Origin of the sequence: Brevibacillus sp. WF146 (assembly GCF_001673705.2) — a bacterium.
Classification (GTDB): domain Bacteria; phylum Bacillota; class Bacilli; order Brevibacillales; family Brevibacillaceae; genus Brevibacillus; species Brevibacillus thermoruber.
Map to the genome: position 1 here is coordinate 4,007,266 of NZ_CP109943.1, position 21,027 is coordinate 4,028,292.

A 21,027-nucleotide genomic window follows, 5' to 3' on the forward strand; every position below is an offset into this window, starting at 1 on the left:
AGAATCATTATCACCCTATCGAAAAATCCGTCTGTTTTCAAGAATGTGGGAGATGCGGCAGTCAGGCGACGATTTCCCAGAGCTCTTCCAGCCGTTTGATCACGGCGAGGGGCTTGTGATCCGTAGCAGGCGGCACTCCGGCGGGATTCAGCCAAACCGCCGAGAGGCCCGCATCCATCGCCCCGGCGATGTCGGCCGTCCAGTTGTCCCCGACAAACAGCGCCTCCACCGGGGAAGCCCCCAAGCGCTCAAGCACGGCCGCAAAAATGCGCGGGTCCGGCTTGTGCCAGCCAATCTGCTCGGAGACGAACACCCTCTCCGCGGGAAAGAGAGGTGCGAGCCCCAGGCGCTCGATTTTTTCAACGGCCATGTCCGCGGGTCCGTTGGTGACAATCGCCAGGGTATACCGTTCCTTGAGCCGCATCAGCAGCGACTGAACGGCGCGGTCGGGAACGACGGCGTCCATGCAGGCGGCCGCATACCGCTCCTGAAAGTCGTCCAGCCGATCCGCCTCCGCACGACGCCCAAATTCGGCGAGGGTGCGCGACAGCCGCAGGCGGCGCAGTTGGTCAAAGTTGATCCGCTTCTCCCGGATGTCCGCCCACAAGGCGTCGCTGTGCCGCCGCAGCGCCTCGTACACGGCGTCCGGCTCAAGCCCGGCCGTCAGCGGGTGGGATGCGATCGTCTGCCGCATGCCCTTTTCCCAGCAAGCCGAGAAATCAAACAACGTATCGTCCAAATCAAACAAGATCAGGTGAAAGCCCGGCATGGACCCTCCTCCTTTGCACCAGTTTCGTCGACGCGCCGGTTTCGTGCAAAAAAACGGCCCCCATCGTACCCATTGTAGAAGAAAAACGGGTAAAATGGAGAGGCCATTGTTGGCAGTCTGACCATGTTGTTCGTTACCCGCTGGCCTGCCCGCTCGGCAGCGCGTCAGCCAGCGCGCGGGCCAGATCGTCCGGCAGCGGGACGGAGCGGCGCTGCACAGCGTCGATCATCACCATCGTCACGTCGGCGTCGGCCGCCCGTTCGTCCCGCTGATTGTACAGCTCGTGGCGGACGACAAAGCTCTTCTCCCCGATCTTCACCACGGAGGTGCGCACCTGCACCTGCTCCAGCATCCGCAGCTCTTTGCGGTAGTTGATCTGGATGCTGACCACGACCGGCATGATCTGCCGCCGCTTCAGTTCCTCCAGCGTAAACCCCTGCCGGCACATCCAGTCAAACCGGGCCCACTCCATGTACTCCAGGTATTTGGCGTTATTGACGTGCCCGATCACGTCGATGTCGGTCGAACGAACGACCAGATCAAACAGATGCTGCATCCCCATCGCCCCTCTCTCTTCGCCTGTCTTGTTTCCAGTATAGCGAATCGCCGCCGCTGAGTGAATATTCATTCGGAATATTCGGAAGGATTCCGCTGTTTTTTCTTCTCGCATTCCTTATAATAGAACGTACAGACACGTGCGGAGCCGCACGCTGAAAGGGATGGTGTCCATGTTCGAACAGACGCTGCTTCCCGCCCTCCAAACCGCCCGTTCGCGCTATCTGGATGCGCTGGCCAACCTGGAAGCGGAACAGCTTGCCTGGAGGCTCGCCCCCGGTTCCAACTCGGTAGGATTTTTGATCCGCCACATTGCCGAGGTGGAGTACCGCTTCTGTGCGATGTTTTTCGGCCGCCCTCTGCCGGACGGGGTGACGCTCTTCACCATTGGTCCGGTCCAAGACGAGGGGCAGTTTACCGACCTTGACGCCCTGCTGTCGTTTCGGGACTCGTCCTACGCCCATTTGCTGGAATCGCTCCACGAGTTCCCCGTGGATGCGTGGGACGCTGCCGTGCAGGCGCCGATCGGGACGCTTACCCCGCGGCAGGCGTTGGGACGGCTGGTCTACCACACCGGTTACCACGCCGGCCAGATCGGTCTGATTCGCAAGTACGGAGGCAGCCGGTAAGTTTTCCCCATTCGTTCGGGAGGTGAAACACGATGGCGCGTACGCTGTTTGAATGCGATGTACCCGGCGTTCTCCTCACCTAGCCGGCGAGGGAACGATCCTCGGATGTCCCCCCGGCACGCCACACGCATCACATCATTTTCCCGGGAGGGGCTTACATGATGAATCCGCAGTGGAAACAGCAGTTGTTTGGAGGCTTGTGCCTCACTCTGGCCGCCGCCATCTGGGGCGGCGTGTACGTCGTCAGCAAAGTGGTCCTGGATGTGATCCCGCCGTTTACGCTCCTGATCATCCGCTTCGCCATCGCGCTGGTGGTGCTGGGCGCCTTTGTCGCGGCACGGAGAGAGTTTATCGCCAGGCGGGACTTCCCGCTCATCATGGCCGTCGCGTTTGTCGGCGTCACGATCTCGATTGCCGCCCAGTTTGTCGGCACCAAGCTCTCCACCGCCCACATGGGAGCGCTGATTACCTCGGCGTCGCCCGCCTTCATCGCCCTTTTTGCCGTCTGGCTGTTGAAGGAACGGATCAACGGGCGGCAGTTGACCGGCATCCTGCTGGCCACCGTGGGCGTGCTGATCGTCATCGGCGTCCCGGACGAGGCGGATGCCCAATCGTCCCTGATCGGCAACCTGATTCTGCTGCTGGCGGCGGTCAGTTGGGGCTTGTACACGGTGTTGAGCAAAAAGGCGACGCTCCGCTACTCGTCCCTGTCGGTGACGACCTACGTCGCCCTGTTTGGCATGATCTTTACCAGTCCGTTGATGGTTTGGGAACTGTCGGTGACGCCCGTCTCCTGGGGGTTCGGCTGGGAGATCTGGGCCGGCGTGCTCTACATCGGCATCATCTCCACGGCGGGGGCGTTTTACCTGTGGAACAAAGGATTTGAGCTGATGCAGGCGGGCAGCGGGGCAGGGTTTTTCTTCATCCAGCCGGTCGTGGGCGCGCTGCTCGGCTGGCTTCTTTTGAACGAGCATCTGGGCCTCGGCTTTTTTGCGGGAGCCGCGTTCATCTTTGGCGGCGTCGCCCTGTCCAACCTGCAGCAAGCGGAATCGTACGACAAAAACGAAGGCACACCCCGTTAGGGTGTGCCGCTTGTTGTTTCCTGGTACTTCGCGCTGCCCGGCTGGCGGACGACTCCCACGAGGAAGCCGATCGCAGCTCCGCATACTGCGGGGAGCAGCCAGCCGATGCCTTCGTGGTAAAGCGGAAGGTGTGCGTATAACGACGTGATCTCGTCAAGCGAAAGACCGAACTGCTTGGCCCCGTCGACGATGCTGATCACCGCCGTAGCGATGGTCGCTCCACCGTACACTTCCGAGTATCCGCGGAACAGGCGATGCAGGAAGGAGAGCAGCATCAGCACGATCGCAATCGGATAGATCATCAGGAGCATGGGAACGGAGATCGCAATCAGTTGGGTCAAGCCGACGTTGGCCACAGCCGCGCTGAACAGGCTCAGGATCATGGCCATGGTTTTGTACGACACACCCGGCAGTCGTTCCGAAAAGAAATGGCTGCAGGCGGTCACCAGACCCACCGACGTCGTCAGGCAGGCGAGCGTAACACCGCCCGCCAGCAGCAGCAGCCCCTTTGAGCCAAACAGGTGCTGAACCACCGCCGTCAGGATTTGCCCGCCGTTTTCGGACTGCCCCAGCGAGTAGCTGGTCACCCCCAGGTACGCGAGCGCGAGATAGACCAGCGCCAACCCGGTGGCGGCGATTATCCCCGCCTTGACGGTCGCCCACCCGAGCTTTTTGGGGCCGGTGATGCCGCGGCCTTCGATCGCGGACGTGATGACGATGCCGAACACCAGGGCGGCCAGGGCGTCAAGCGTGAGATACCCTTCCACGAAGCCCTTGAAGAACGGCGCCGATTGATACGCTTCGGCAGGCTCGCCCGCCTCTCCGATGGGATGCACGAGCGACTGGACGAACATCACGCCAATGATCAGCAGCAGGGCCGGCGTCAGCACCTTGCCGATGCGGTCCACCAGCTTGGACGGATGCAAACACAGCCAGAAAGTGACGGCAAAATAGACCAACGTGCTGATGAACAGCGGCACCCAGCTCTCCTTTGCGCCTTCCGGGAGAAACGGCAGCACACCCATCTCGAAGGCAACCGTTCCGGTACGGGGAATCGCCAAAAACGGCCCGATGGCCAAATAGACGACAACGGTAAAAACAGCGCCGAATACAGGATGAACCCGGCCGGCCAGCGTCTGCAAATTTCCGCCGCTCATCCCGGTGGCGATGACGCCCAGGAGCGGCAGCCCCACGCCGGTGAGGATAAACCCGGCCATGGCCTCCCACGCATGCGTACCGGCGGCTTGCCCCAAGGCCGGCGGGAAGATCATGTTGCCCGCCCCGAAGAACAGGGCAAACAGCATCATCCCGATGGTCAGGGTCTCTCTATGGGTTAACTCTCTCATGGTTTTCCTCTCCAACTTTCAGTTAAATTTAAATTTTTTGAAAGTTTTTATAGTCTATATGAATTTTTCCGGTATTACACGAATGTTTACTATATACCTAACCTTCATTTTTTTCAAGTCCAAAAAAATGACGCCCCGGGGCGTCATGCGTTCCGCTCTTCCTTTCGTTTGACCGCGCCGACCGCTTCCCACACATAGAGCGACACGTAGCTGCGCCAGGGCGCCCAGCTCTCGCCAATCCGGCAGATCTCCCGTTCGTCCGGCTTGTCCGGCAGGCCGTACACCAACTGGATGCCGTTGCGCAGTCCGATGTCGGCCGCGGGCAGCAGATCCGGCCGGCCCATGCCAAACATCATCAGGCACTCCACCGTCCATCTGCCGATACCGCGAAGCGGGGTGAGACAAGCGAAAATCTCCTCGTCCTCCATCCGCCAAAGACTGTCCAGATCGACACGGCCATCCGCCACGGCGCGGGCAAAGTCGATGATGTATTCCGCCTTGCGCTGACTGAACTGCAGCGGCCGCAGGGCATCCGGCTCCAAGCGGGCGACGGCCTCGGCCGTGGGAAAGGCGAGATAGGTCCGGCCCTGTTCGTCCTGCAGCTTCTCCCCCGCCAACTCCAGCAGCCGGCGGGTCAAGGCCGCGGCAAACGGCAGATTCACCTGCTGACCGATGATCGTCCGGACCATCGACTGAAACAAGTCGGCGTCCAGCAGAAAACGCAGCCCGCGAAAGCGCTCAGTCAGCGGGCGCAGGACATCATCCTGCCGCATGTGCCGGTACAGCGGCTCCAAGTCGACGTTGACACTGAACATGTGCCGGATCGTCCCTTCGAGCACCTCCTTCTCGCTGGCGGTCAGGGCCGCATCTGTCCGCCATTCGATCGCCGGCTGCTCCACATCCCCGGCAAAATGCAGGGCAGCCACCACCGGCCGCTGTCCGACGCGAAACACGCGGCGGATCACCCGCGACTCCGCCTCCACCTGCATTTGCGGGTCCGGGTACGTTTCCAACCTCTTCAGCAGCCGTTCAAACGAATACGGCGGTTTCACGGCAATGATGGAACCGTCCATCGACACACATCGCTCCTCTCTGCGCGGACATCCCGCCCGTCTGTGCTGTTTCCAGCCTACAACAAGAAACGCCGTTTGTCACACGTGGGGGATGAAACGGCAAGAAATCGGAAAAGGAAAGGGTTGAAGGGCACGGCGTGGGGCAAACGGCAAAAAAGCGCACCCGCCCCACCACCGAAGCAGGCGAATGCGCTTTGTCGTATCCAACCCTGGCCAACCGCCTGCGGGAAAAGGGCATCCTCCGCCCGCCCAACACGGGGGGCAGGCGAGGAAAGTGCGGCGGCTTCCTACTTGCTGAACAGCCCTTTGATCACAAACGCCACGTTGGCCGGACGCTCGGCCAGACGGCGCATGAAGTATCCGTACCAGTCGTTGCCGTACGGCACGTAGACGCGCATCTTGTACCCTTCGCGCGCCAGCTCCACCTGCGACTGCGGACGGATGCCGTACAGCATCTGGAACTCAAACTGCGTGCGCGGAATGTTGTACTCTTTTTCCAATTGCTTGACGTAGGCGATGATGTTGTCGTCGTGCGTTGCGATCGCGGCGTAGCAGCCGTTCAGCAGGTGCTGCTTGATGATCTTCTTGTAGTTCTCGTCGACGTCTGCCTTGTTCGGGAAGGCCACTTCCGGGGACTCCTTGTACGCCCCTTTGACCAGCCGCAGGTTGACCTTCTTCTCTTTCAGCTTTTCGATGTCATCGGCAGACTTGTACAGGTAGGCCTGGATGACGGTGCCCACGTTGTCGTAGTCCTGCAGGAGTTCGTCCAGGATCTCCAGCGTCACTTCGTTGTGGGCGTAATCCTCCATGTCAATCCGCACGAAAATGTTGCCGTTTTTCTTGGCCGCGTCCAGAATCCGCCGCATGTTGTTCATGCACAGCTCGCGGCTGATGTCCAGGCCGAGCTGGGTCATTTTCAGCGACAGGTTGCAGTCCACGCCGGATTGGTGAATCGCTTCCAGCGTTTTGATGCAGTAGTCTGCCGACTCGTTGGCCTCTTCCACGCTGTAGACGAATTCGCCCAGGTGGTCCAGCGTGCAGACGAGCCCCTTTTGGTTCAACTGGCGAACGGTGTTGATCGCTTCGGCAATCGTTTCACCGGCGACGACGCGGCTCGCTCCGAACCGCAGGCCCCACTTTTTCGCCGCAGCGTTCAGCGTCTTGTTTTTGGACAGGAACAGGAAAAAGTCTTTCATGAGTTGTTCCATGGGAAATCGGTCTCCTCCTCAACATGCATCTGTGTCCATCTTCCTAGCAGAAATCGTGCCAAACAGGACGAACAGGGCAGAAGCCGGCCATTCTGCTGGCTGTCGAACAGGAAATTACACACATATGTACAGATTGTGTCCATTCTTGTACACTTTTGATTACACGGTACACACCACCCATCCGGTGTTTGGTCTGTACCATGCGTGTACTTCTAGTTTGGTTAGGAAGTGGTTTTTTGAAACCGTTATTTTCTCTCGATTGTCCATTGGCTTCCCTGGCCGTGCCGATCGGCTCCGCTGCTGTCAGTATACGTGCCGGCGAAACGGAAGGTGTGCTTCGCGTCGACGGTCGCGACGCTGCCGTTCTCGCCGTCCCGGAGACGGAGACGCTGCGGGAGGCGGGTGAACGGCTGCTTGCCTGGGGGCGCCCCTCTGTGCCCGATCTGGTGACGCTCAACGAGGCGGGCACGCCCTCCGGCCTGGTGACCGCCCATCGGCTGTTCGGCGCTTTCGTCACGCTGGCGCAAAACCAGTCCGCCCTGCTGCACACGCTGCTGGACACGATGAGCGAGGCCATCACGATCGTCGATACGCACAACGTGGTCCAGTACTGGAACAAGGCGGCCGAGAACATTTACGAAATCGACCGGGCGCAGGTGGTCGGCACGCCGCTGGACGCCCATTTCGACAGCGAGTCGATCCGCCTCCTGGACGCGCTCAAGCAGGGCACCTCGGTGCAGCGGGTCTACCACATCCCCCGGCCGGACCGGCACGTGCTGATCAATGCCGCCCCGATCCGGCAGGAAGGGGACATTATCGGGGCCATTTCCATCGAACAGGATATTACCGAACTGGTGCGGCTCAACGAAGAACTGGCCCACACCACCGCCCACCTGCACAACCTGCAGCAGGAGATGAGCCGGTTTCAGGCGGCCGACGACCCGTTTTTCACGATCAAGGGACATTCCGCCGCCATTCAGTCGGCCATCCAATCGGCGCGCAAGGTGGCTCAGACGGATGCCACCGTCCTCATCTACGGCGAGAGCGGCGTGGGCAAGGAACTGTTCGCCCAGGCCATCCACCAGGCCAGCCGGCGGCGGGAGAAGCCGTTTATCGCCATCAACTGCGGGGCCATCCCGGCCGCGCTGTTTGAGAGCGAGCTGTTCGGCTACCAGGGCGGGGCGTTTACCGGAGCGGAGAAAAAGGGAAAGCCCGGCAAGCTGGAACTGGCCCACGGCGGAACGCTGTTTTTGGACGAAATCGGCGAACTCCCGCTGGAACTGCAGGTCAAGCTGCTGCGCGCCCTGCAGGAGCGGCAGTTTTACCGCGTGGGCGGCACCGAGCCGATCACCGTCAACACCCGGATCGTTGCCGCCACCAATCGCCAGTTGGAACACATGGTGGCGGAGGGCCGGTTTCGCGAAGACCTCTACTACCGGCTGAACGTCTTTACGCTGGAGATTCCGCCGCTAAGGGAGCGGCGCGAGGACATTCCCGAGTTGGTGCAGATGTTCCTGCACGAGTACGCCATCGCCAACGAGCAGCCCGTCCCTCGCATCGCTCCGGAAGTGATGCACGCCCTGATTGACTACGCCTGGCCGGGCAACATCCGGCAGCTTCGAAACGTGATCGAGCGCCTGTCCATCCTGCAGGAAGGGGGCGTCATTCTGCCGGAGCACCTGCCTTCCGCCATCCGCACCCGGACGATGGCGCCGCCGCCCGCCGTGCTGCCGCTGACACCCCCGTACGCGCCCGTTCCCCACGCTTCACCGGCGGGCTACTCGTTCGCCCCGGACCCGGCCCTGTCGGAGCGGGAGCGCATCCTGTCCGCGCTGGACCGCACCTACGGAAACAAAAAGGCGGCGGCCGACCTGCTCGGCATCTCGCGCGGCACGCTGTACAACAAAATGAGAAAGTACGGGATCAGCCATGAGCGGTGAGCGGACGCTTCTGCAACTCCAACCGGACTCGTGCACGGTTTCCCGCGGCGGCGAAACCATCCGCCTGCTGGAACTGTACCACGGCATGGGAATGGGGGCGGCGCTGCAGAGTTCGCCTCGTGCTCTTTTTTCTGGACACCTTCGGCTGGGACGCGGAATGGCAGAACAAATACAGCACGCTCTGGGAGGAACTGGCGGCCGAGTACCGCTTTGACTACCTGGCCCGCTCCATTCCCGCGCTGGTCCAACGGCCTTTCTGATACACCTCTGACAATAACCTGCGGCAAAAGGAAACGCCCAAAGAAGCGATTGGGCGTGTGATGGGCATTTTCGATTCGTTGACGAGCGCGATCTTCATCGCCGCCCCGCTGCTGGGCGGTTTGCTGATCACCGCCTGAGGCGCCAGCCTGTCGTTTCAACGGATCGGCTTCCTGATCGCGGCGATTGGGGCGGCAGGCATTCTGCTGCAGCGGGTCATCTGGAGATGACGCCGCACCGAGGCGGCTAGCGTCCAGGTCCCAGCCGAATGATGCGGTCGTCTCCGGGCCTAGGGTCACCGCGTCCATCCCGGTTGCTGGTCAGGAGGTAGAGCGAACCGTCCGGCCCTTCCACGACATCGCGAAGCCGACCGTATTTGTTTTGGTAAAAAACGGAAAACGATTGGACGGCAGAGGGGTTCCCCGGGTCCAGGGCGACGTTCAGGATTTGTTCACCGCGCAAATTGGCGACCATCAGCCGCCCTTGCCACGGCCCTCTGGTGACAAATGTCATTCCCGCAGGAGCCCAGGTGGTGTCGCCGCTGTGCAGGATCGGCGCTTTCATGCCGGCGGCCTGCTGATCCCCCTGGATGACCGGCCAGCCGTAGTTGCCCCCCGGCTCGTGTACGGCACCTGCTCGTCCGCCAGCACCGTCGGACGGGGAGCCGCGACGACCGGTTCCGCCGCCGGACTCTCCTGCCGTTCCACGCTGTTTGCCTCACACCCGCCGGTGGCCGTCAAGGCGAGAGCCGCAGCGGCAGCCATCATCCACTTCCTAATCTCATCCCTCCGACATCCATCTTTTCTGTCAGTTTGGTCATTTCGGCCCCTGTTCAAACGGCGGTCAGGATGACTCTCCCACTCCTGCAGGCTTTTTTCTACTTTTATCCAGTTTTTTCTGCTACGCTCCCTTTCGGAAGGAGCGTGATTCCATGGTGCATTCCTGCTTCTACTTGGTGCGGAAAAGTCGTCTTCCCCGCTACACGCGCAAATTTATCCGCTTTCGGATTCCGTTTGTGCTGGAAGAGACACACCGCATCATCAGCATCCCAGACGGCTATGTGGCCCTGGTGTTTCCGGATTTGCCCGCACGCCAATACCAGCTTGTTTTCCGGACGTTTGGCTATGACGGCCTTCCTTATCTGCATGTGTAATGACCTCGCTCTCGGAAAGGAGGTGATTGCCATGACGAAGCATCTGTACTTTTCCGTTCGTCTCCAGGACGCGGTGCACTTCATCCGGGTATTGACCAGCCACGGCATTACGCGTTACCATCTGGAGCCGCACGATGAACATGTCGCCTTTGTGTTCCGCAGCGTTTCTGCTGTCCGGTACACCATGCTCCGACATGTCTTTGGTGCAGATGGCAAGTCCCGTCAAAGCCGTTGACAAGCGGGCCGGCGTTCCCATGAGGGGGCGCCGGCCTCCTTACCTTCTCCCCCAAGCAGGAGCACAGAAAAAAATTGGTTCCCTGCAGAACCAATTTGCATTCGGCTATTCCGGTTGAATCATCCTCCGTTCCGCCAACTGCCGCTGCAGCAGGTACTTGCGCAAGGTGTGGAAATACCTGGAGCTGATGCCGACAATTTTGCAACCGTAGAAGTAATGCGGTCCCTCGACACGCTCGTGGATCACCTGCAGGTCAGCCTGTACGATGCCGTCGGCGCGATTGCGGCCGTACAGCTCCACGTAGAAGAACAGCTTCCGTTCGTCGGGAACGGGCTTGTTGGTGCGGATCGCCAATCCCCCCAGGCTCAGGTTGACGAGATCCACCTTTTGATAGGAAAAGGCATTGGCCGCGGCAGGATCAACGGACTGATACTGGATCCAGCCCTGGACGTCCATGTCAAACCGCGGATAGCGGCGGCGCTGCTCGCGAAATTCCAAGACGGTCGGCGAGTGGAACAAAAAGAGGCGATTGCGTTCTTTGGCCAGCACCACCGCCTCAAAATTGCTGATGGTGTCGTAATTGCTGGTTCGCAAACAAGGCAGTTGCTCCCCCACCGTCACTTCCACCTGGTCGGGAAAGACGGCCTCGATGAGGTCGCCCTCTTCATAGGTAACGCTGCCTTCAAACAATTGCTTGCCTTTTCGAATTTGCAAGATGCTTTCCATCTGCAGTCTCCACCACTTCACACAAAAATTTGCCGGCTTTTCCGGAATGACTTCACGCGATCGTTTTCACGGAAAATGAGGTATAATGGGAACATTGACAGATAGGAGGTTACAGAACCAATGAGTCGTTATCAATGGATTACATTGGCGTTGGCACTTGCCGTGGCCGCATGCTTCATCGGGGTAGGCGTGGCCATCGGCGAACGCAGTTGGCTCGGCGTGGTCGGCGGAATCGTCGGGGCTTGCGTCCTGATGGGACTCGGCTTTTCCTACAAGCGCAAACACATGCGCTGACCCTCCAGCCTCAGCGCCGAACGAGCAGGCTGTTCACGTAAAACAGCACGGACGGCAACCCCTTGGCCTGTTTCAACAGCTCTCTGGCAATGGTGTAAATGTGCGGCTGGCTCCGGTTTACCTTGCGATCGGCGAGGTAAAAGGCGACCAATCCGTCCACGATCATACGGTGAAACGCAGGATTGGGCAAGCGGTCGACGCTTGCCTTTGCTTGTTGAATAAAGTACCGCATCCGCTCCGTCGCTTCCTGCTCCGAGGCGTAATAGCTGACAAAGTTGAGATCGCCGCCCAACCGGTCCTCTTCCAGGTCGATCAGGTAATCCAGCAGGATGTGCAGCCCGCACACCCACGGAAAGTAGGCCGCGTTGACCGCCTCGATCTCTTCGTCCCGGATGTGCGGCTCCGTCGCCAGGCAAAACAGGGCAAAGATGCCGATCGTCGATCCTGTAACGGCGGCAAACTCCTGCCAGTACAGATCCCGGTGCCGATCCTTGTGCTCGTCCCACCAGGCGAGCAGCCGTTTCTCCCGCTGATCGTGGGCGATGTGCTTGTACACCTGCAGGTCGCTGTAAAGGCAGGACAGCTCCAGCACGCGCGGCATGATTTTGCCGTAGCCGGGAAGCTGCCCGGCATGGCGCTGGCTGGTCAGCACGAGGTCGGCCAAAAAGCCCCCGTCGTCCTTTTCCTTGCGAAACCGGTAGTAATCCCGCAGCGGAGCGCCGGGCGTCAGGGCGTCCTGCATGGACAGGTGAAGCTGCCGGAAGTCTTCGGGATCAAGCGACGTGCTGCGGTCGCAGAGATTGTCCAGGTAATCGCTGATGGTTTGGTAGGCTACGATAAGCGGTACGACGACCTCGACGTGAGGGACCACCTGAGCGGCGTAGACGGATCCTCCCTCGCAGTGGAATTTCTTGCTCTCCATGCTGGACAGCGCCTGCTTGCGGAGTTCCGGGTCCGGAATCGCCTGCGCCCGCCGGTACCAGGCGGCGAACTCCCGCTCCAGCACAGGCCGGACATGGCGGTAGATCCTGTACAGCAGCTGCCACGGTTGTCGTAGTTCCCTCACGTCATTCCCTCCTTACACACATAGCACTATCTTACCACAAATGCCCTCTCTTCTCCTCATTGTTGCCCCGTGCATGCCAAATTCTTCACACCTTCCGAAAAGAAGGGGAACACCTCCTGCCGGAGCCATCTGCCACCAGGCATGAAAGGGGGGAAGGAACGTCATGAGGTGATCGCCAAACGCTATCCGATCAGCCGTTTTGCTTCCAGATAAAGCACCAGGATGAATTTTTTCGCGTTGATCCGGATGGACGACGGAGCCGGTTCGATCCGGGTCTCCAGCTCCATCATCCGTTTGCGCACTTCGGTAAAGTCAAAAAAGGTGGTCGCGTAGCTTTCAAACTTCGGATGGGAATAGTCCGTCAACCCGAGCGACGCGAGGTGGGTCAGCGCCTGATAGATCGCCCGGCGCACCCGCTGCTCCGCGGCCTTTACCTCTTTTTGCACGTCGGCGGCCGCCGCCTGCCGGCCCAATTTCTCCACGGCCACGCTGGCAAAGATGTCTTTCAGGGCGGGAAACCTGTAGTCGCCGGCCTCTTCCTTTTCCAACCGGTACAGGTAGTCCAGCATGTCCAGCAAATCCTTGCTGCCGCTCTCCCCGATCATCCCCAATTCCGTCAGCAGGAATTTGCCCGCCGTGCGGATCGTCTTTTCCCGCAATGGCTGCTCCTTTCGCTCGCCGCCCGCACCTCCGGTCAACACGCTGAGCGATCGCTGGATGCCCTCGATGGAGCGCTGCAGCAGGATGCGCTCCCGTACCTTTTGCAGGACGCTGATCACCTCCAGTCGGTTGATCGGCTTGGTGATGTAGTATTCGATTCCCTGGGAGTACGCTTCCGCGATCATGTCCTTGGATTCAACCTGCGAAATCATGACGACGCGGCCGGAAAAGCCGGCCAGGTGCCGAACCGTCTCAATCCCGTCGCGGTTCGGCATCAACAGGTCGATCAGCAGGATGTCGACTCCCTTCAGTTCCAGGTAGTTTTTGTCGATCCGCGAACCGTCCTCCGCCTCTCCGGCCACTTCCCCCAGATCGGCGTCCTCGATGATGTGAGCCAGCATCGAACGGATGGCCGGATCGTCATCCACAATAAAATAGCGCATGTCATCATCCTTTCTGCACAAGATGGGCGACCGGCAGGCGAATGATGAAGACAGCGGCGTACCCGTCCGTGTTTTCGCAGATCTCGACGTGCCCCTGCAGGGTTTCCGCCACTTCCCTGACATACGAAAGCCCGATCCCGGTGGACGGTTGGCCCGACACGTCGTACTTGGTGGTAAACCCGGGCTTGAACAGCAGTTCCTTGTCCTTGACGGCGATTCCCGGTCCGTCGTCGCCGACCGCAAACCGCAGCCACTCCTGCCTCTCGTCCAAAGCGGCGGAGACGGCCACCGTACCGCGCTCCCGGATCGCTTCCACGGCGTTGGCGACAAGGTTGTTCACCAACGACAGGGTCGTGTAGATGTGGCAGGGCAGTTCGGGCGCGTCCACGCGAGCCTCAAAGCGGATGTCCTTGCCCAGCAGGCGGGCGTACTTTTCGTTGGCGCGGACGATGATGCGGATCAGCTCTTCCAACGGCAGGTAGTCCTTGGCGTTTTCGTCGGAAATCAGCTTGGACAGACCGGCGTAAATCCGCTGGTTGTCCTTTTTCACCTCGTGTACCTGCCCGGCGATGCGCAGCGCCTGCCGGGCGAAGGCCTCGCCGTTCTCGTCGCGGGCGCTGTCCTTCATTCGGCGGTACAGATCGTAACACTCCCGCGTGATCTCCTCCACCTGCCGCAAGGTTTTTTTCAGATGAACCGACTCCTCGTACAGGCTGGCGATCAGCATCAGCATGCGCTCGCTGCGGATGCGCTGCTGCTCCTCCATCCACTTGGCCTGGCGGAGCTGGATCACGTTGAAAAAGCTGAGCACGAAAAAGCTGCGAATCAGCGCGATCGCCGACACCGGCCAGATCACCGAAAGCTGAAGCACCGCCTCCCACGACGACGCGCGAAACAAGAGCTCCACCAGGTTGCCCCCTATCTCCGCCAGCGTCGCCAGCCCGCCGACCAAAAGCGGCCGGTGATGCCGCTCGTTGACGCGAAACAGCGAGAAGAGACAGGAATACGTCACGTAAAAGAAAAAGGCGGGCAGGTGCATGTGGATCGACGCAAGCAAGTCAAAGCGATCGGACCCCAACCAGTCGAGCCCCACCCGGAACAGCACCACCAGGCAGCCGGTCAGCGGTCCGCTCACATACGCCGGGATCTTGCGCAGCCACAGCAGGAAAAAGAAAAAGGCGGTCGTGCCAAAACTCACGCGAAAATCGTCCTGAAACGGGTGAAATTTCAACTCGCCTGCGATCGGCACGGCAATCAGCATCAGCATGAGGATGTATACGCTTTCTCTCATCGGTTTCCGCTTTCGTTTCAAGAAGGTTTCGACATTATTTTATATTTTACTATATTCTTCTATAGATTTTTGTAGTTTTTTGTAGGTATGCGCTTACACTGACCAGGAGTATAGTCCCTTATTTTCCGAGGAAATATTGTATTATTGCGAAAAAAGGGTACTATAGGGTATGTATGATTATTTACATAAGGGGGAATTTTCATGAAAAAGCGCAGTCTGCTTCTCTCTCTGACGCTGCTTGTAACAATGTCGCTCATGACGGCATGCGGCAGCAGCGGAAACAATGCGCAAGGGGGCCAGGGCGGCAATGCCGGCGGCGGCAGCAGCGATCCGAGCCAACTGATCATCGCGACCGGCGGCACCGGCGGCACCTACTATCCGCTTGGCGGGGGCATGGCTGATCTCATCGGAAAAAACGCCGGCGTAACGGCGACAGCCCAAGCCACCGGCGCTTCGGCAGAAAACATCCGCCTCATCCGCGACAAGAAAGCCGACATTGCTTTTGTCCAAAACGACATTGCCGAGTACGCAAGCAAAGGCACCAACATGTTCGCACAAGACGGCAAAATCGATTCGTTCCAGGCGATGGGCGCCCTCTACAACGAGACCATTCAGATCGTCGTCTCCAAAGACAGCAACATCAACAGCGTCGCCGACCTGAAAGGCAAGCGCGTCTCCGTCGGTTCTCCGGGCAGCGGAACGGAAATGAACGCCCAGCAAATCCTGGAGGCGTACGGCCTGACCTTTGACGATCTGAAGCTGCAGCGCCTCTCCTTTGCCGACTCCGCGAAAGCCATTCAGGACGGCCAATTGGACGCCGCGTTCCAGACGGCCGGCACGCCGACCGCGGCCATCACCGAGCTGGCTGCCACCACAGGTGTGAGAATCATTCCGGTTGACGCGGACAAGATTGACGCGCTGATCCAGAAGTATCCGTTCTACGTGAAAACGACGATCCCGGCCAACACCTACCAGACCGTACCGGAAGATATCACCACCGTCTCCGTCAAGTCGATGCTCGTCGTCCGCTCCGACCTGAGCGAAGACCTGGTGTACAAGGTAACCAAGGCAATCTTTGAAAACACCGACAAACTGGGTCATGCCAAGGCAAAGGAAATCAAGATCGAAGACGCGCTGAAAGGCGTCAGCCTGCCGGTACACCCGGGCGCGAAAAAGTTCTTTGACGAAAAAGGCGTAAAGTAAGACCCCATGTTTCTGCGCAAACAGGTAGGAACCGGGAAAGGGCGGACGTCGTTCCGCCTTTTCTCCTTCCTTCTTTTGACCGCTGTCATTCTGGTGGCTCTCATCCCCATGTTCCCCGCTCTGGTCGTTCGCGACACGGAGACAAACCGGCCGGTTTGGAGCGGCCGAATCGCTGAAAACGGCACATTTGCCATACGCTGGACTCATTCCATCAACCGCACGCCCGTCGTGGAGACGTACCGCGTCCGAAACGGGCAGATCATTCTATCCGAACTGACCTTTCAGGATTACGGGATCGGCATGGAAAGCCAACTGGCTCCCGGTGAACACCTGATCAGCCGTGACGGTCTGTTTCGCATCGTCAACATGAACCGCGCCTTCCCCGCCCTCCATCTGTTCATCGGGCAGGTGAGGGCTCATCATACACTGCTGTTCGCCGGACAGGAAATACCGCTCGCCGACGTGGACAAACCGGGCGCGGCGGTAACCATCCGGGTGGAGAAGCGTTCCATTTTGCAAGCGATTGGAGGGTACTAGATGAGCACGCAACACATGAGTCAACAAGAAATGGAACAGTTGATTGCGCAGTACGACAAGGAATCCGCCGTGCGCCAACTGTCCGGCCCGATGAAGTGGATCACCTTCGTCCTGCTGGTTCTGTTTTCCGTCTACCAACTGTCCAGTTCGCTCTTTTTTACACTGCCGCCGCAGATTCACCGCCCCATCCACCTGGCGTTTGGCCTGGGGCTGGTCTTTCTGCTCTACGCCGGCCGCTCCAAGGGAAACAACAGCAGCAAGGTAGGGATCGTCAACATCATCCTGTCCATCGTCGCCGTCCTGGTATCGCTCTACTGGGTCATCGATTACGACGGGCTGGTGATGCGTACGGGGAACTACACCACGCTCGACCTGGTGATCGGGGGCATTGCGATTCTCCTGGTGCTGGAGGCGTCCCGCCGCGTCGTGGGCCTGCCGATCTCCATCATCGCCTCCCTCTTTTTGCTGTACACCTACTTCGGCCCGTACATGCCCGGCTTTTTGGAACACCGCGGCAACGACGTCGACCGAATCATCGGCCATTCCTACTACACGCTGGAGGGGATTCTCGGCACGCCGCTCGGGGTGTCGTCCACGTTTATCTTCCTGTTTATCCTGTTTGGCGCCTTCCTGGAAAAGACCGGCGTCGGCGAATACTTTAACGATTTGTCGCTCGTGATCGCCGGACGCCGCATCGGCGGACCTGCAAAGGTGGCCGTCTTCTCCAGCGCCCTGCAGGGAACGATCAGCGGAAGCTCCGTCGCCAACGTGGTGACGTCCGGTGCCTTCACCATTCCGATGATGAAACGCCTGGGTTACCGTTCCGAGTTTGCCGCCGCCGTCGAAGCATCGTCTTCCACCGGCGGACAGATCATGCCGCCGGTCATGGGCGCCGCCGCCTTCCTGATGGCGGAGTTCATCAACGTTCCGTACCTGGAGATTGCCAAATCGGCTGCGCTGCCGGCTATCCTGTTCTTCACCGGGATCTGGATCATGACGCACTTCGAAGCCAAGCGCCTCGGGCTGCGCGGCCTGTCCCCGGAAGAGCTGCCGGACAAAAAGGAAGTGCTAAAGAAGCTGTATCTGCTGCTGCCGATTCTGGTGATCATCGTCGTGCTGATGATGGGCGTCTCGGCAGAGCGCTCCGCGATCATCGGAATTGCGTCGACGGTCGTCGTCGGCGCGTTCCGCAAAGAGACGCGCATGTCGCTCGCGGACATCCTGGAAGCGTTCGCCTCCGGTGCCCGCACCGCTCTGGGCGTGGTGGCGGCAACGGCCTGTGCCGGCATTATCGTCGGGACGGTCACGCTGACCGGCATCGGGCTGAAACTGGCCAACGGCTTGATTGACCTGGCGGGCGGCATTCTGTTTCTCACCCTGTTCTTCACCATGATCGCGTCGCTGATCCTGGGGATGGGTACGCCGACCACGGCCAACTACATCATCACGTCGACGATCGCGGCTCCCGCCCTCATCCAGATGGGCGTGCCGGACATCGCCGCGCACATGTTCACCTTCTACTTCGGAATCGTCGCCGACATTACACCGCCGGTTGCGCTGGCGGCGTTCGCCGCGGCGGGTATCGCCAAATCAAAACCGATCCAGACCGGCGTGGAGTCGACAAGGCTGTCCATCGCCGCCTTTATGGCACCGTACATCTTCGTGCTGTCGCCGCAGCTGCTGTTGATCGACACCACGTTTTGGGAATCGGTGTGGGTGATGATCACCTCCACAATCGGCATGATCGGTGTAGGCGCCGGGCTGATCGGCTTCTGGATGTCGAAGCTGAATCCGCTGGAGCGTCTCCTGGCGATCGCGGGCGGCGTCCTGGCCGTGATTCCCGGGCTGGCCACCGACTTGTCAGGCTTTGCCCTGCTGGCGCTCGTGTTTGGTCTCTCCTATTACAAGGGGCGCAAGGAAAAGCAGCAGATTCAGGTTGCTTCGTAGCATGTGCCATACGGTTTCCTGAAGCCATTTCAGGCTGTCGATGCCATCTCGACAGCCTTTTTCTTTTTTTACGCGAAGCAGTCAAAAAAATAGCTCTCCTCTTATCCCAGACGGGCCAAGTCGGAGAGCTACATTTTTGTTTTTCATCACGTTGCATCAGTATTGTCCAATGGGTTGAGACTTCGTTTCCCTTTTTGCCTACTTCTCTTCCGGTTGGCCGTCAACAAACCATTCCTTACCGTTGTCGCCCGTCTTGGACTTCAATTCTATTTTCACTGATGTTTTGTCGTCCCCACGTTGGAAAAGGATCGTTGTTTGGGTTACATCCTTATCGACTAACAAAAGAGGCTCATAGTCGCCAATCTTATGGTGAGACATTGCTTGATGCAATGCTTCCGTGTAGCTGACCTGTTCGCGCGTATCAAGTTTGTCCCAAATATGATGGTTGTCCGCATAATCTACCTGCTCCAAGCCATTTGTATCGATGTTGAATTTTTTCATTGCGGTATTCCAGGTCTTTTCCAGCAACTTGTTTGTCTTCTCTGATCGATGATTCTTTATTTTGTCTTCATGTTTGATTTTTTTGCTTTCCTTCTTTTGCGCTTCAACATAGTAGGGTGCAATTCCAATTCCGACACCTGTTAGTATTGCCACTGTGAGCAGTGAAGGTAAAAGTACCATGCGCTTTTTCAACGAAAAAACCTCCTCTTTTCTAAGTGATTTCACGAAATTTGCCTAACTAAAGTTCTGTTCGATCCGACGTAGTAATTGAATCAGCGTCACTAGAAGACCACCAAATTCTATGATTCGATGTGGCATAAGTGTCATCCAATCCAATTGGGCAGTATGCACTAGCATAAGCTGTTGTCCCTGATTCTTTCTTGCTTTCTTTGTATCCTCGCTTTTTACCGCCCCCCCATATTTCTGTATAGGCTCTAGCATACTTTGTCCCATACGAACCAATGGTAACTGCATCACTTCTCCATTGTGTATTATCACTGTCGTATGAGATACTAACTCCTGTTCCCTGTTCAAAATAAATATTGGCCGCATATGCTGAAGTAGCTACGACACTGGTTAGACTTATGGCCAACATCATCATCTTCATTTTTTTCACATAAACCCCTTCAGTATTTTTACAAAATTTACATATAAAAGGTTATCACATCCATGATGAGTGTGTAAATCCTATATTTTCAAAATAACCAAAAATTTGTAATTCGTTTACGACACCGTTGCCGTCTGTACACATCCTCCAATGGAACTTGATGTACCAATTTCTGGAGCAACAAAGCAACGATTCGATATGTATTTCTTTGATGCAAAGGGGATTCTGAAAAACGTGTTCGCGAAATGTTTCCGGGACAGGGAACAAAAGCGGAATGTACAGCTTGGGGAATGAGAGACATTCATTTAGGTTCCAGGTGCATCCTTTAGTGCGATACTATTTACAATTTTTGACGGACACAAAACCACTTTCGTTTCATCATAAGTGTGTGATGCCTGTCTTTCTCCATCTACAGGCGCGTTTCGCGGGATCATCCTGTTTGCAGAACCACCACAATTTACACCCGACATGGAAAACGGGTCCCCTCTTCAGGGACCCGTCTTTTTACTTGCGAATCAACCTCGTCCAGCCCTCGTCCTGCTCCACCTTCTGCTCCTTCATCAGCTTGCCCAGCGCCCGCTTGAAGGCTGACTTGCTCATCGCGAACTTCTCCCGGATGATGTCGGCCGGCGTGTCGTCCGTGTACGGCATCGCGCCGCCCCGGTCGATCAGGTAGTGGAGCAGCTTGTCCGCGTCTTCTGCGTACCGGACTTCCTTGCGCGCCTGCATCGAGCCGTTCAGCCGGCCGTCCGCGCGCACGTAGATCACGCGGCAGCGGACCGACTGCCCCAGGCGGAGCGGTTCCGTCATCTCGTCGCGGTGGACGAACAGCACGTGCTCGTCGTCCGTAAACAGGAACGCTCCCTCCTGGATCACTTTGTAGACTGTACCTTCCACCCACTTGTTGTGCATGTCGCTGTCGGCCGGGACGGCAATCCGGCTGATCTCCTCCTCTGATGCCGGCTTGGCCAGCAGGCGTCCCTGCTTGTCACGCTTCAGCGTCACCAGCAGGCGGTCACCCGTGCGGGGCCATTCCTGCCGCATCTTGGGGAGATCATCCACGAACAGCAGCAGGTGCTTCTTGATGCCGTTGTCCAAAAAGACGCCCAGGCGCGGGGACACATCCACCACTTCCAGCCAGCCGTACTCGCCCCACGAGACGTAGGGCATCTGCATGGTAGCCGCCAAACGATTCTCGTGGTCGTGGTAGAGAAAGACGTCCGCCTCTTCGCCGATCCGGAGCGGACCTTCCGCTTCGCTCCGGTGGAGAAACACTTCGTCCTCCCCCTCGTGAAGAAAATAGCCGATGTCCGTCTGCCGCACCACCGTCATCGTCACGGTCATGCCCGCCTGAAGGTTGGCCGGAGCGGCTTGCGCCCGGTGTTTGTTGTGCCTCTTGTTCATTCCGTCATTTCCTCTCTCTCCTGTTTGCATCCTAACTATACCCAACCGACAGCGATCCATTCCACAACTTTTTGCCCATCCCGCAGAAAATTCGGCCAAA

24 protein-coding genes are annotated in these 21,027 nt (G+C 58.5%); 10 read left to right on the plus strand and 14 right to left on the minus strand.

The window, feature by feature from the left end; all coding sequences use genetic code 11:
• Window positions 1-61: 61 nt before the first annotated feature.
• The gene (locus tag A6764_RS19830) at window positions 62-769 is read right to left on the minus strand and encodes an HAD family hydrolase (protein WP_065067764.1); all 708 of its coding nucleotides are present in this window, start codon (window positions 767-769) and stop codon (window positions 62-64) included.
• Between the two features lie 133 nt (window positions 770-902).
• Window positions 903-1,325 carry an acyl-CoA thioesterase gene (locus A6764_RS19835; RefSeq protein ID WP_035299145.1) on the minus strand — a complete coding sequence of 141 codons (423 nt, stop codon included), beginning with the start codon at window positions 1,323-1,325 and terminating at the stop codon, window positions 903-905.
• A gap of 172 nt (window positions 1,326-1,497) precedes the next feature.
• Between A6764_RS19835 and A6764_RS19840 the strand changes: the two genes are divergently transcribed.
• Together A6764_RS19840 and A6764_RS19845 are read left to right on the plus strand one after the other, a co-directional pair.
• Complete coding sequence (locus A6764_RS19840; protein WP_035299144.1) at window positions 1,498-1,953, plus strand: DinB family protein; 456 nt, start codon at window positions 1,498-1,500, stop codon at window positions 1,951-1,953.
• A 158-nt stretch (window positions 1,954-2,111) separates the two neighbouring features.
• Window positions 2,112-3,035, plus strand: coding sequence for a DMT family transporter (locus A6764_RS19845; RefSeq protein ID WP_029100660.1), 924 nt, complete (start codon window positions 2,112-2,114; stop codon window positions 3,033-3,035).
• On the opposite strand, the gene brnQ is transcribed toward A6764_RS19845, so the two are convergent.
• The 3 genes from brnQ to A6764_RS19860 all read right to left on the minus strand — a co-directional run bounded on the left by brnQ (window position 3,032) and on the right by A6764_RS19860 (window position 6,662).
• Window positions 3,032-4,381: a branched-chain amino acid transport system II carrier protein gene (gene brnQ, locus A6764_RS19850; RefSeq protein ID WP_065067762.1), complete on the minus strand. Its 1,350-nt coding sequence runs from the start codon at window positions 4,379-4,381 to the stop codon at window positions 3,032-3,034. The two genes, A6764_RS19845 and brnQ, sit on opposite strands and share 4 nt — an antisense overlap.
• A gap of 143 nt (window positions 4,382-4,524) precedes the next feature.
• The gene (locus A6764_RS19855; RefSeq protein WP_065067761.1) at window positions 4,525-5,454 is read right to left on the minus strand and encodes a DNA-3-methyladenine glycosylase 2; all 930 of its coding nucleotides are present in this window, start codon (window positions 5,452-5,454) and stop codon (window positions 4,525-4,527) included.
• Between the two features lie 287 nt (window positions 5,455-5,741).
• On the minus strand, window positions 5,742-6,662 hold the full coding sequence (locus A6764_RS19860; protein WP_044900347.1) for a proline dehydrogenase family protein: 921 nt from the start codon (window positions 6,660-6,662) through the stop codon (window positions 5,742-5,744).
• A gap of 236 nt (window positions 6,663-6,898) precedes the next feature.
• Between A6764_RS19860 and A6764_RS19865 the strand changes: the two genes are divergently transcribed.
• Together A6764_RS19865 and A6764_RS19870 are read left to right on the plus strand one after the other, a co-directional pair.
• The gene (locus A6764_RS19865) at window positions 6,899-8,602 is read left to right on the plus strand and encodes a sigma-54 interaction domain-containing protein (protein ID WP_035299083.1); all 1,704 of its coding nucleotides are present in this window, start codon (window positions 6,899-6,901) and stop codon (window positions 8,600-8,602) included.
• 119 nt (window positions 8,603-8,721) lie between these two features.
• A complete protein-coding gene (locus tag A6764_RS19870) occupies window positions 8,722-8,862 on the plus strand; it encodes a hypothetical protein (protein ID WP_176703332.1) in 141 nt (46 codons plus the stop codon).
• A gap of 244 nt (window positions 8,863-9,106) precedes the next feature.
• On the opposite strand, the gene A6764_RS19875 is transcribed toward A6764_RS19870, so the two are convergent.
• Both A6764_RS19875 and A6764_RS19880 read right to left on the minus strand, forming a co-directional pair.
• On the minus strand, window positions 9,107-9,424 hold the full coding sequence (locus tag A6764_RS19875) for a PQQ-dependent sugar dehydrogenase (RefSeq protein ID WP_264622340.1): 318 nt from the start codon (window positions 9,422-9,424) through the stop codon (window positions 9,107-9,109).
• Complete coding sequence (locus tag A6764_RS19880; RefSeq protein ID WP_264622341.1) at window positions 9,421-9,624, minus strand: hypothetical protein; 204 nt, start codon at window positions 9,622-9,624, stop codon at window positions 9,421-9,423. Before A6764_RS19880 ends, A6764_RS19875 begins: the two co-directional genes overlap by 4 nt.
• Window positions 9,625-9,791: 167 nt before the next feature.
• On the opposite strand from A6764_RS19880, the gene A6764_RS19885 reads away from it, so the two are divergent.
• Both A6764_RS19885 and A6764_RS19890 read left to right on the plus strand, forming a co-directional pair.
• Window positions 9,792-10,013: a hypothetical protein gene (locus A6764_RS19885; RefSeq protein ID WP_035290384.1), complete on the plus strand. Its 222-nt coding sequence runs from the start codon at window positions 9,792-9,794 to the stop codon at window positions 10,011-10,013.
• 31 nt (window positions 10,014-10,044) lie between these two features.
• Window positions 10,045-10,248, plus strand: a complete 204-nt coding sequence (locus tag A6764_RS19890) for a hypothetical protein (RefSeq protein ID WP_035299077.1) — start codon at window positions 10,045-10,047, stop codon at window positions 10,246-10,248.
• A 105-nt stretch (window positions 10,249-10,353) separates the two neighbouring features.
• Here A6764_RS19890 and A6764_RS19895 read toward each other — a convergent pair whose 3' ends face one another.
• Window positions 10,354-10,974, minus strand: a complete 621-nt coding sequence (locus A6764_RS19895) for a PilZ domain-containing protein (protein ID WP_065067759.1) — start codon at window positions 10,972-10,974, stop codon at window positions 10,354-10,356.
• A 120-nt stretch (window positions 10,975-11,094) separates the two neighbouring features.
• Here A6764_RS19895 and A6764_RS19900 point away from each other — a divergent pair, with 120 nt between their 5' ends.
• Window positions 11,095-11,268 (plus strand): DUF5325 family protein, encoded by a 174-nt coding sequence (locus A6764_RS19900; protein WP_029100669.1) that lies wholly within the window; start codon window positions 11,095-11,097, stop codon window positions 11,266-11,268.
• A 10-nt stretch (window positions 11,269-11,278) separates the two neighbouring features.
• Here the strand turns inward: A6764_RS19900 and A6764_RS19905 are convergent, their stop codons facing one another.
• The 3 genes from A6764_RS19905 to A6764_RS19915 all read right to left on the minus strand — a co-directional run bounded on the left by A6764_RS19905 (window position 11,279) and on the right by A6764_RS19915 (window position 14,728).
• Entirely contained in the window at window positions 11,279-12,334 is a 1,056-nt protein-coding gene (locus A6764_RS19905; protein ID WP_029100670.1) for a tetraprenyl-beta-curcumene synthase family protein, read from the minus strand.
• 182 nt (window positions 12,335-12,516) lie between these two features.
• On the minus strand, window positions 12,517-13,437 hold the full coding sequence (locus A6764_RS19910) for a response regulator (protein ID WP_029100671.1): 921 nt from the start codon (window positions 13,435-13,437) through the stop codon (window positions 12,517-12,519).
• Between the two features lie 4 nt (window positions 13,438-13,441).
• The gene (locus tag A6764_RS19915) at window positions 13,442-14,728 is read right to left on the minus strand and encodes a sensor histidine kinase (RefSeq protein WP_065067758.1); all 1,287 of its coding nucleotides are present in this window, start codon (window positions 14,726-14,728) and stop codon (window positions 13,442-13,444) included.
• Window positions 14,729-14,929: 201 nt separating this feature from the next.
• On the opposite strand from A6764_RS19915, the gene A6764_RS19920 reads away from it, so the two are divergent.
• The 3 genes from A6764_RS19920 to A6764_RS19930 are packed head-to-tail and all read left to right on the plus strand — an operon-like array spanning window position 14,930 to window position 18,415.
• On the plus strand, window positions 14,930-15,931 hold the full coding sequence (locus tag A6764_RS19920; protein ID WP_065067757.1) for a TAXI family TRAP transporter solute-binding subunit: 1,002 nt from the start codon (window positions 14,930-14,932) through the stop codon (window positions 15,929-15,931).
• A gap of 6 nt (window positions 15,932-15,937) precedes the next feature.
• Window positions 15,938-16,468, plus strand: a complete 531-nt coding sequence (locus A6764_RS19925; protein WP_029100674.1) for a DUF1850 domain-containing protein — start codon at window positions 15,938-15,940, stop codon at window positions 16,466-16,468.
• Window positions 16,469-18,415, plus strand: a complete 1,947-nt coding sequence (locus A6764_RS19930; RefSeq protein WP_044900352.1) for a TRAP transporter permease — start codon at window positions 16,469-16,471, stop codon at window positions 18,413-18,415.
• Between the two features lie 198 nt (window positions 18,416-18,613).
• Here the strand turns inward: A6764_RS19930 and A6764_RS19935 are convergent, their stop codons facing one another.
• From A6764_RS19935 to A6764_RS19945, 3 genes are all read right to left on the minus strand, one after another.
• Window positions 18,614-19,108, minus strand: a complete 495-nt coding sequence (locus A6764_RS19935) for a hypothetical protein (protein ID WP_065067756.1) — start codon at window positions 19,106-19,108, stop codon at window positions 18,614-18,616.
• Between the two features lie 46 nt (window positions 19,109-19,154).
• Complete coding sequence (locus tag A6764_RS19940) at window positions 19,155-19,532, minus strand: hypothetical protein (RefSeq protein WP_141669742.1); 378 nt, start codon at window positions 19,530-19,532, stop codon at window positions 19,155-19,157.
• A 495-nt stretch (window positions 19,533-20,027) separates the two neighbouring features.
• On the minus strand, window positions 20,028-20,927 hold the full coding sequence (locus A6764_RS19945) for a CvfB family protein (protein WP_065067754.1): 900 nt from the start codon (window positions 20,925-20,927) through the stop codon (window positions 20,028-20,030).
• Window positions 20,928-21,027: the final 100 nt, after the last annotated feature.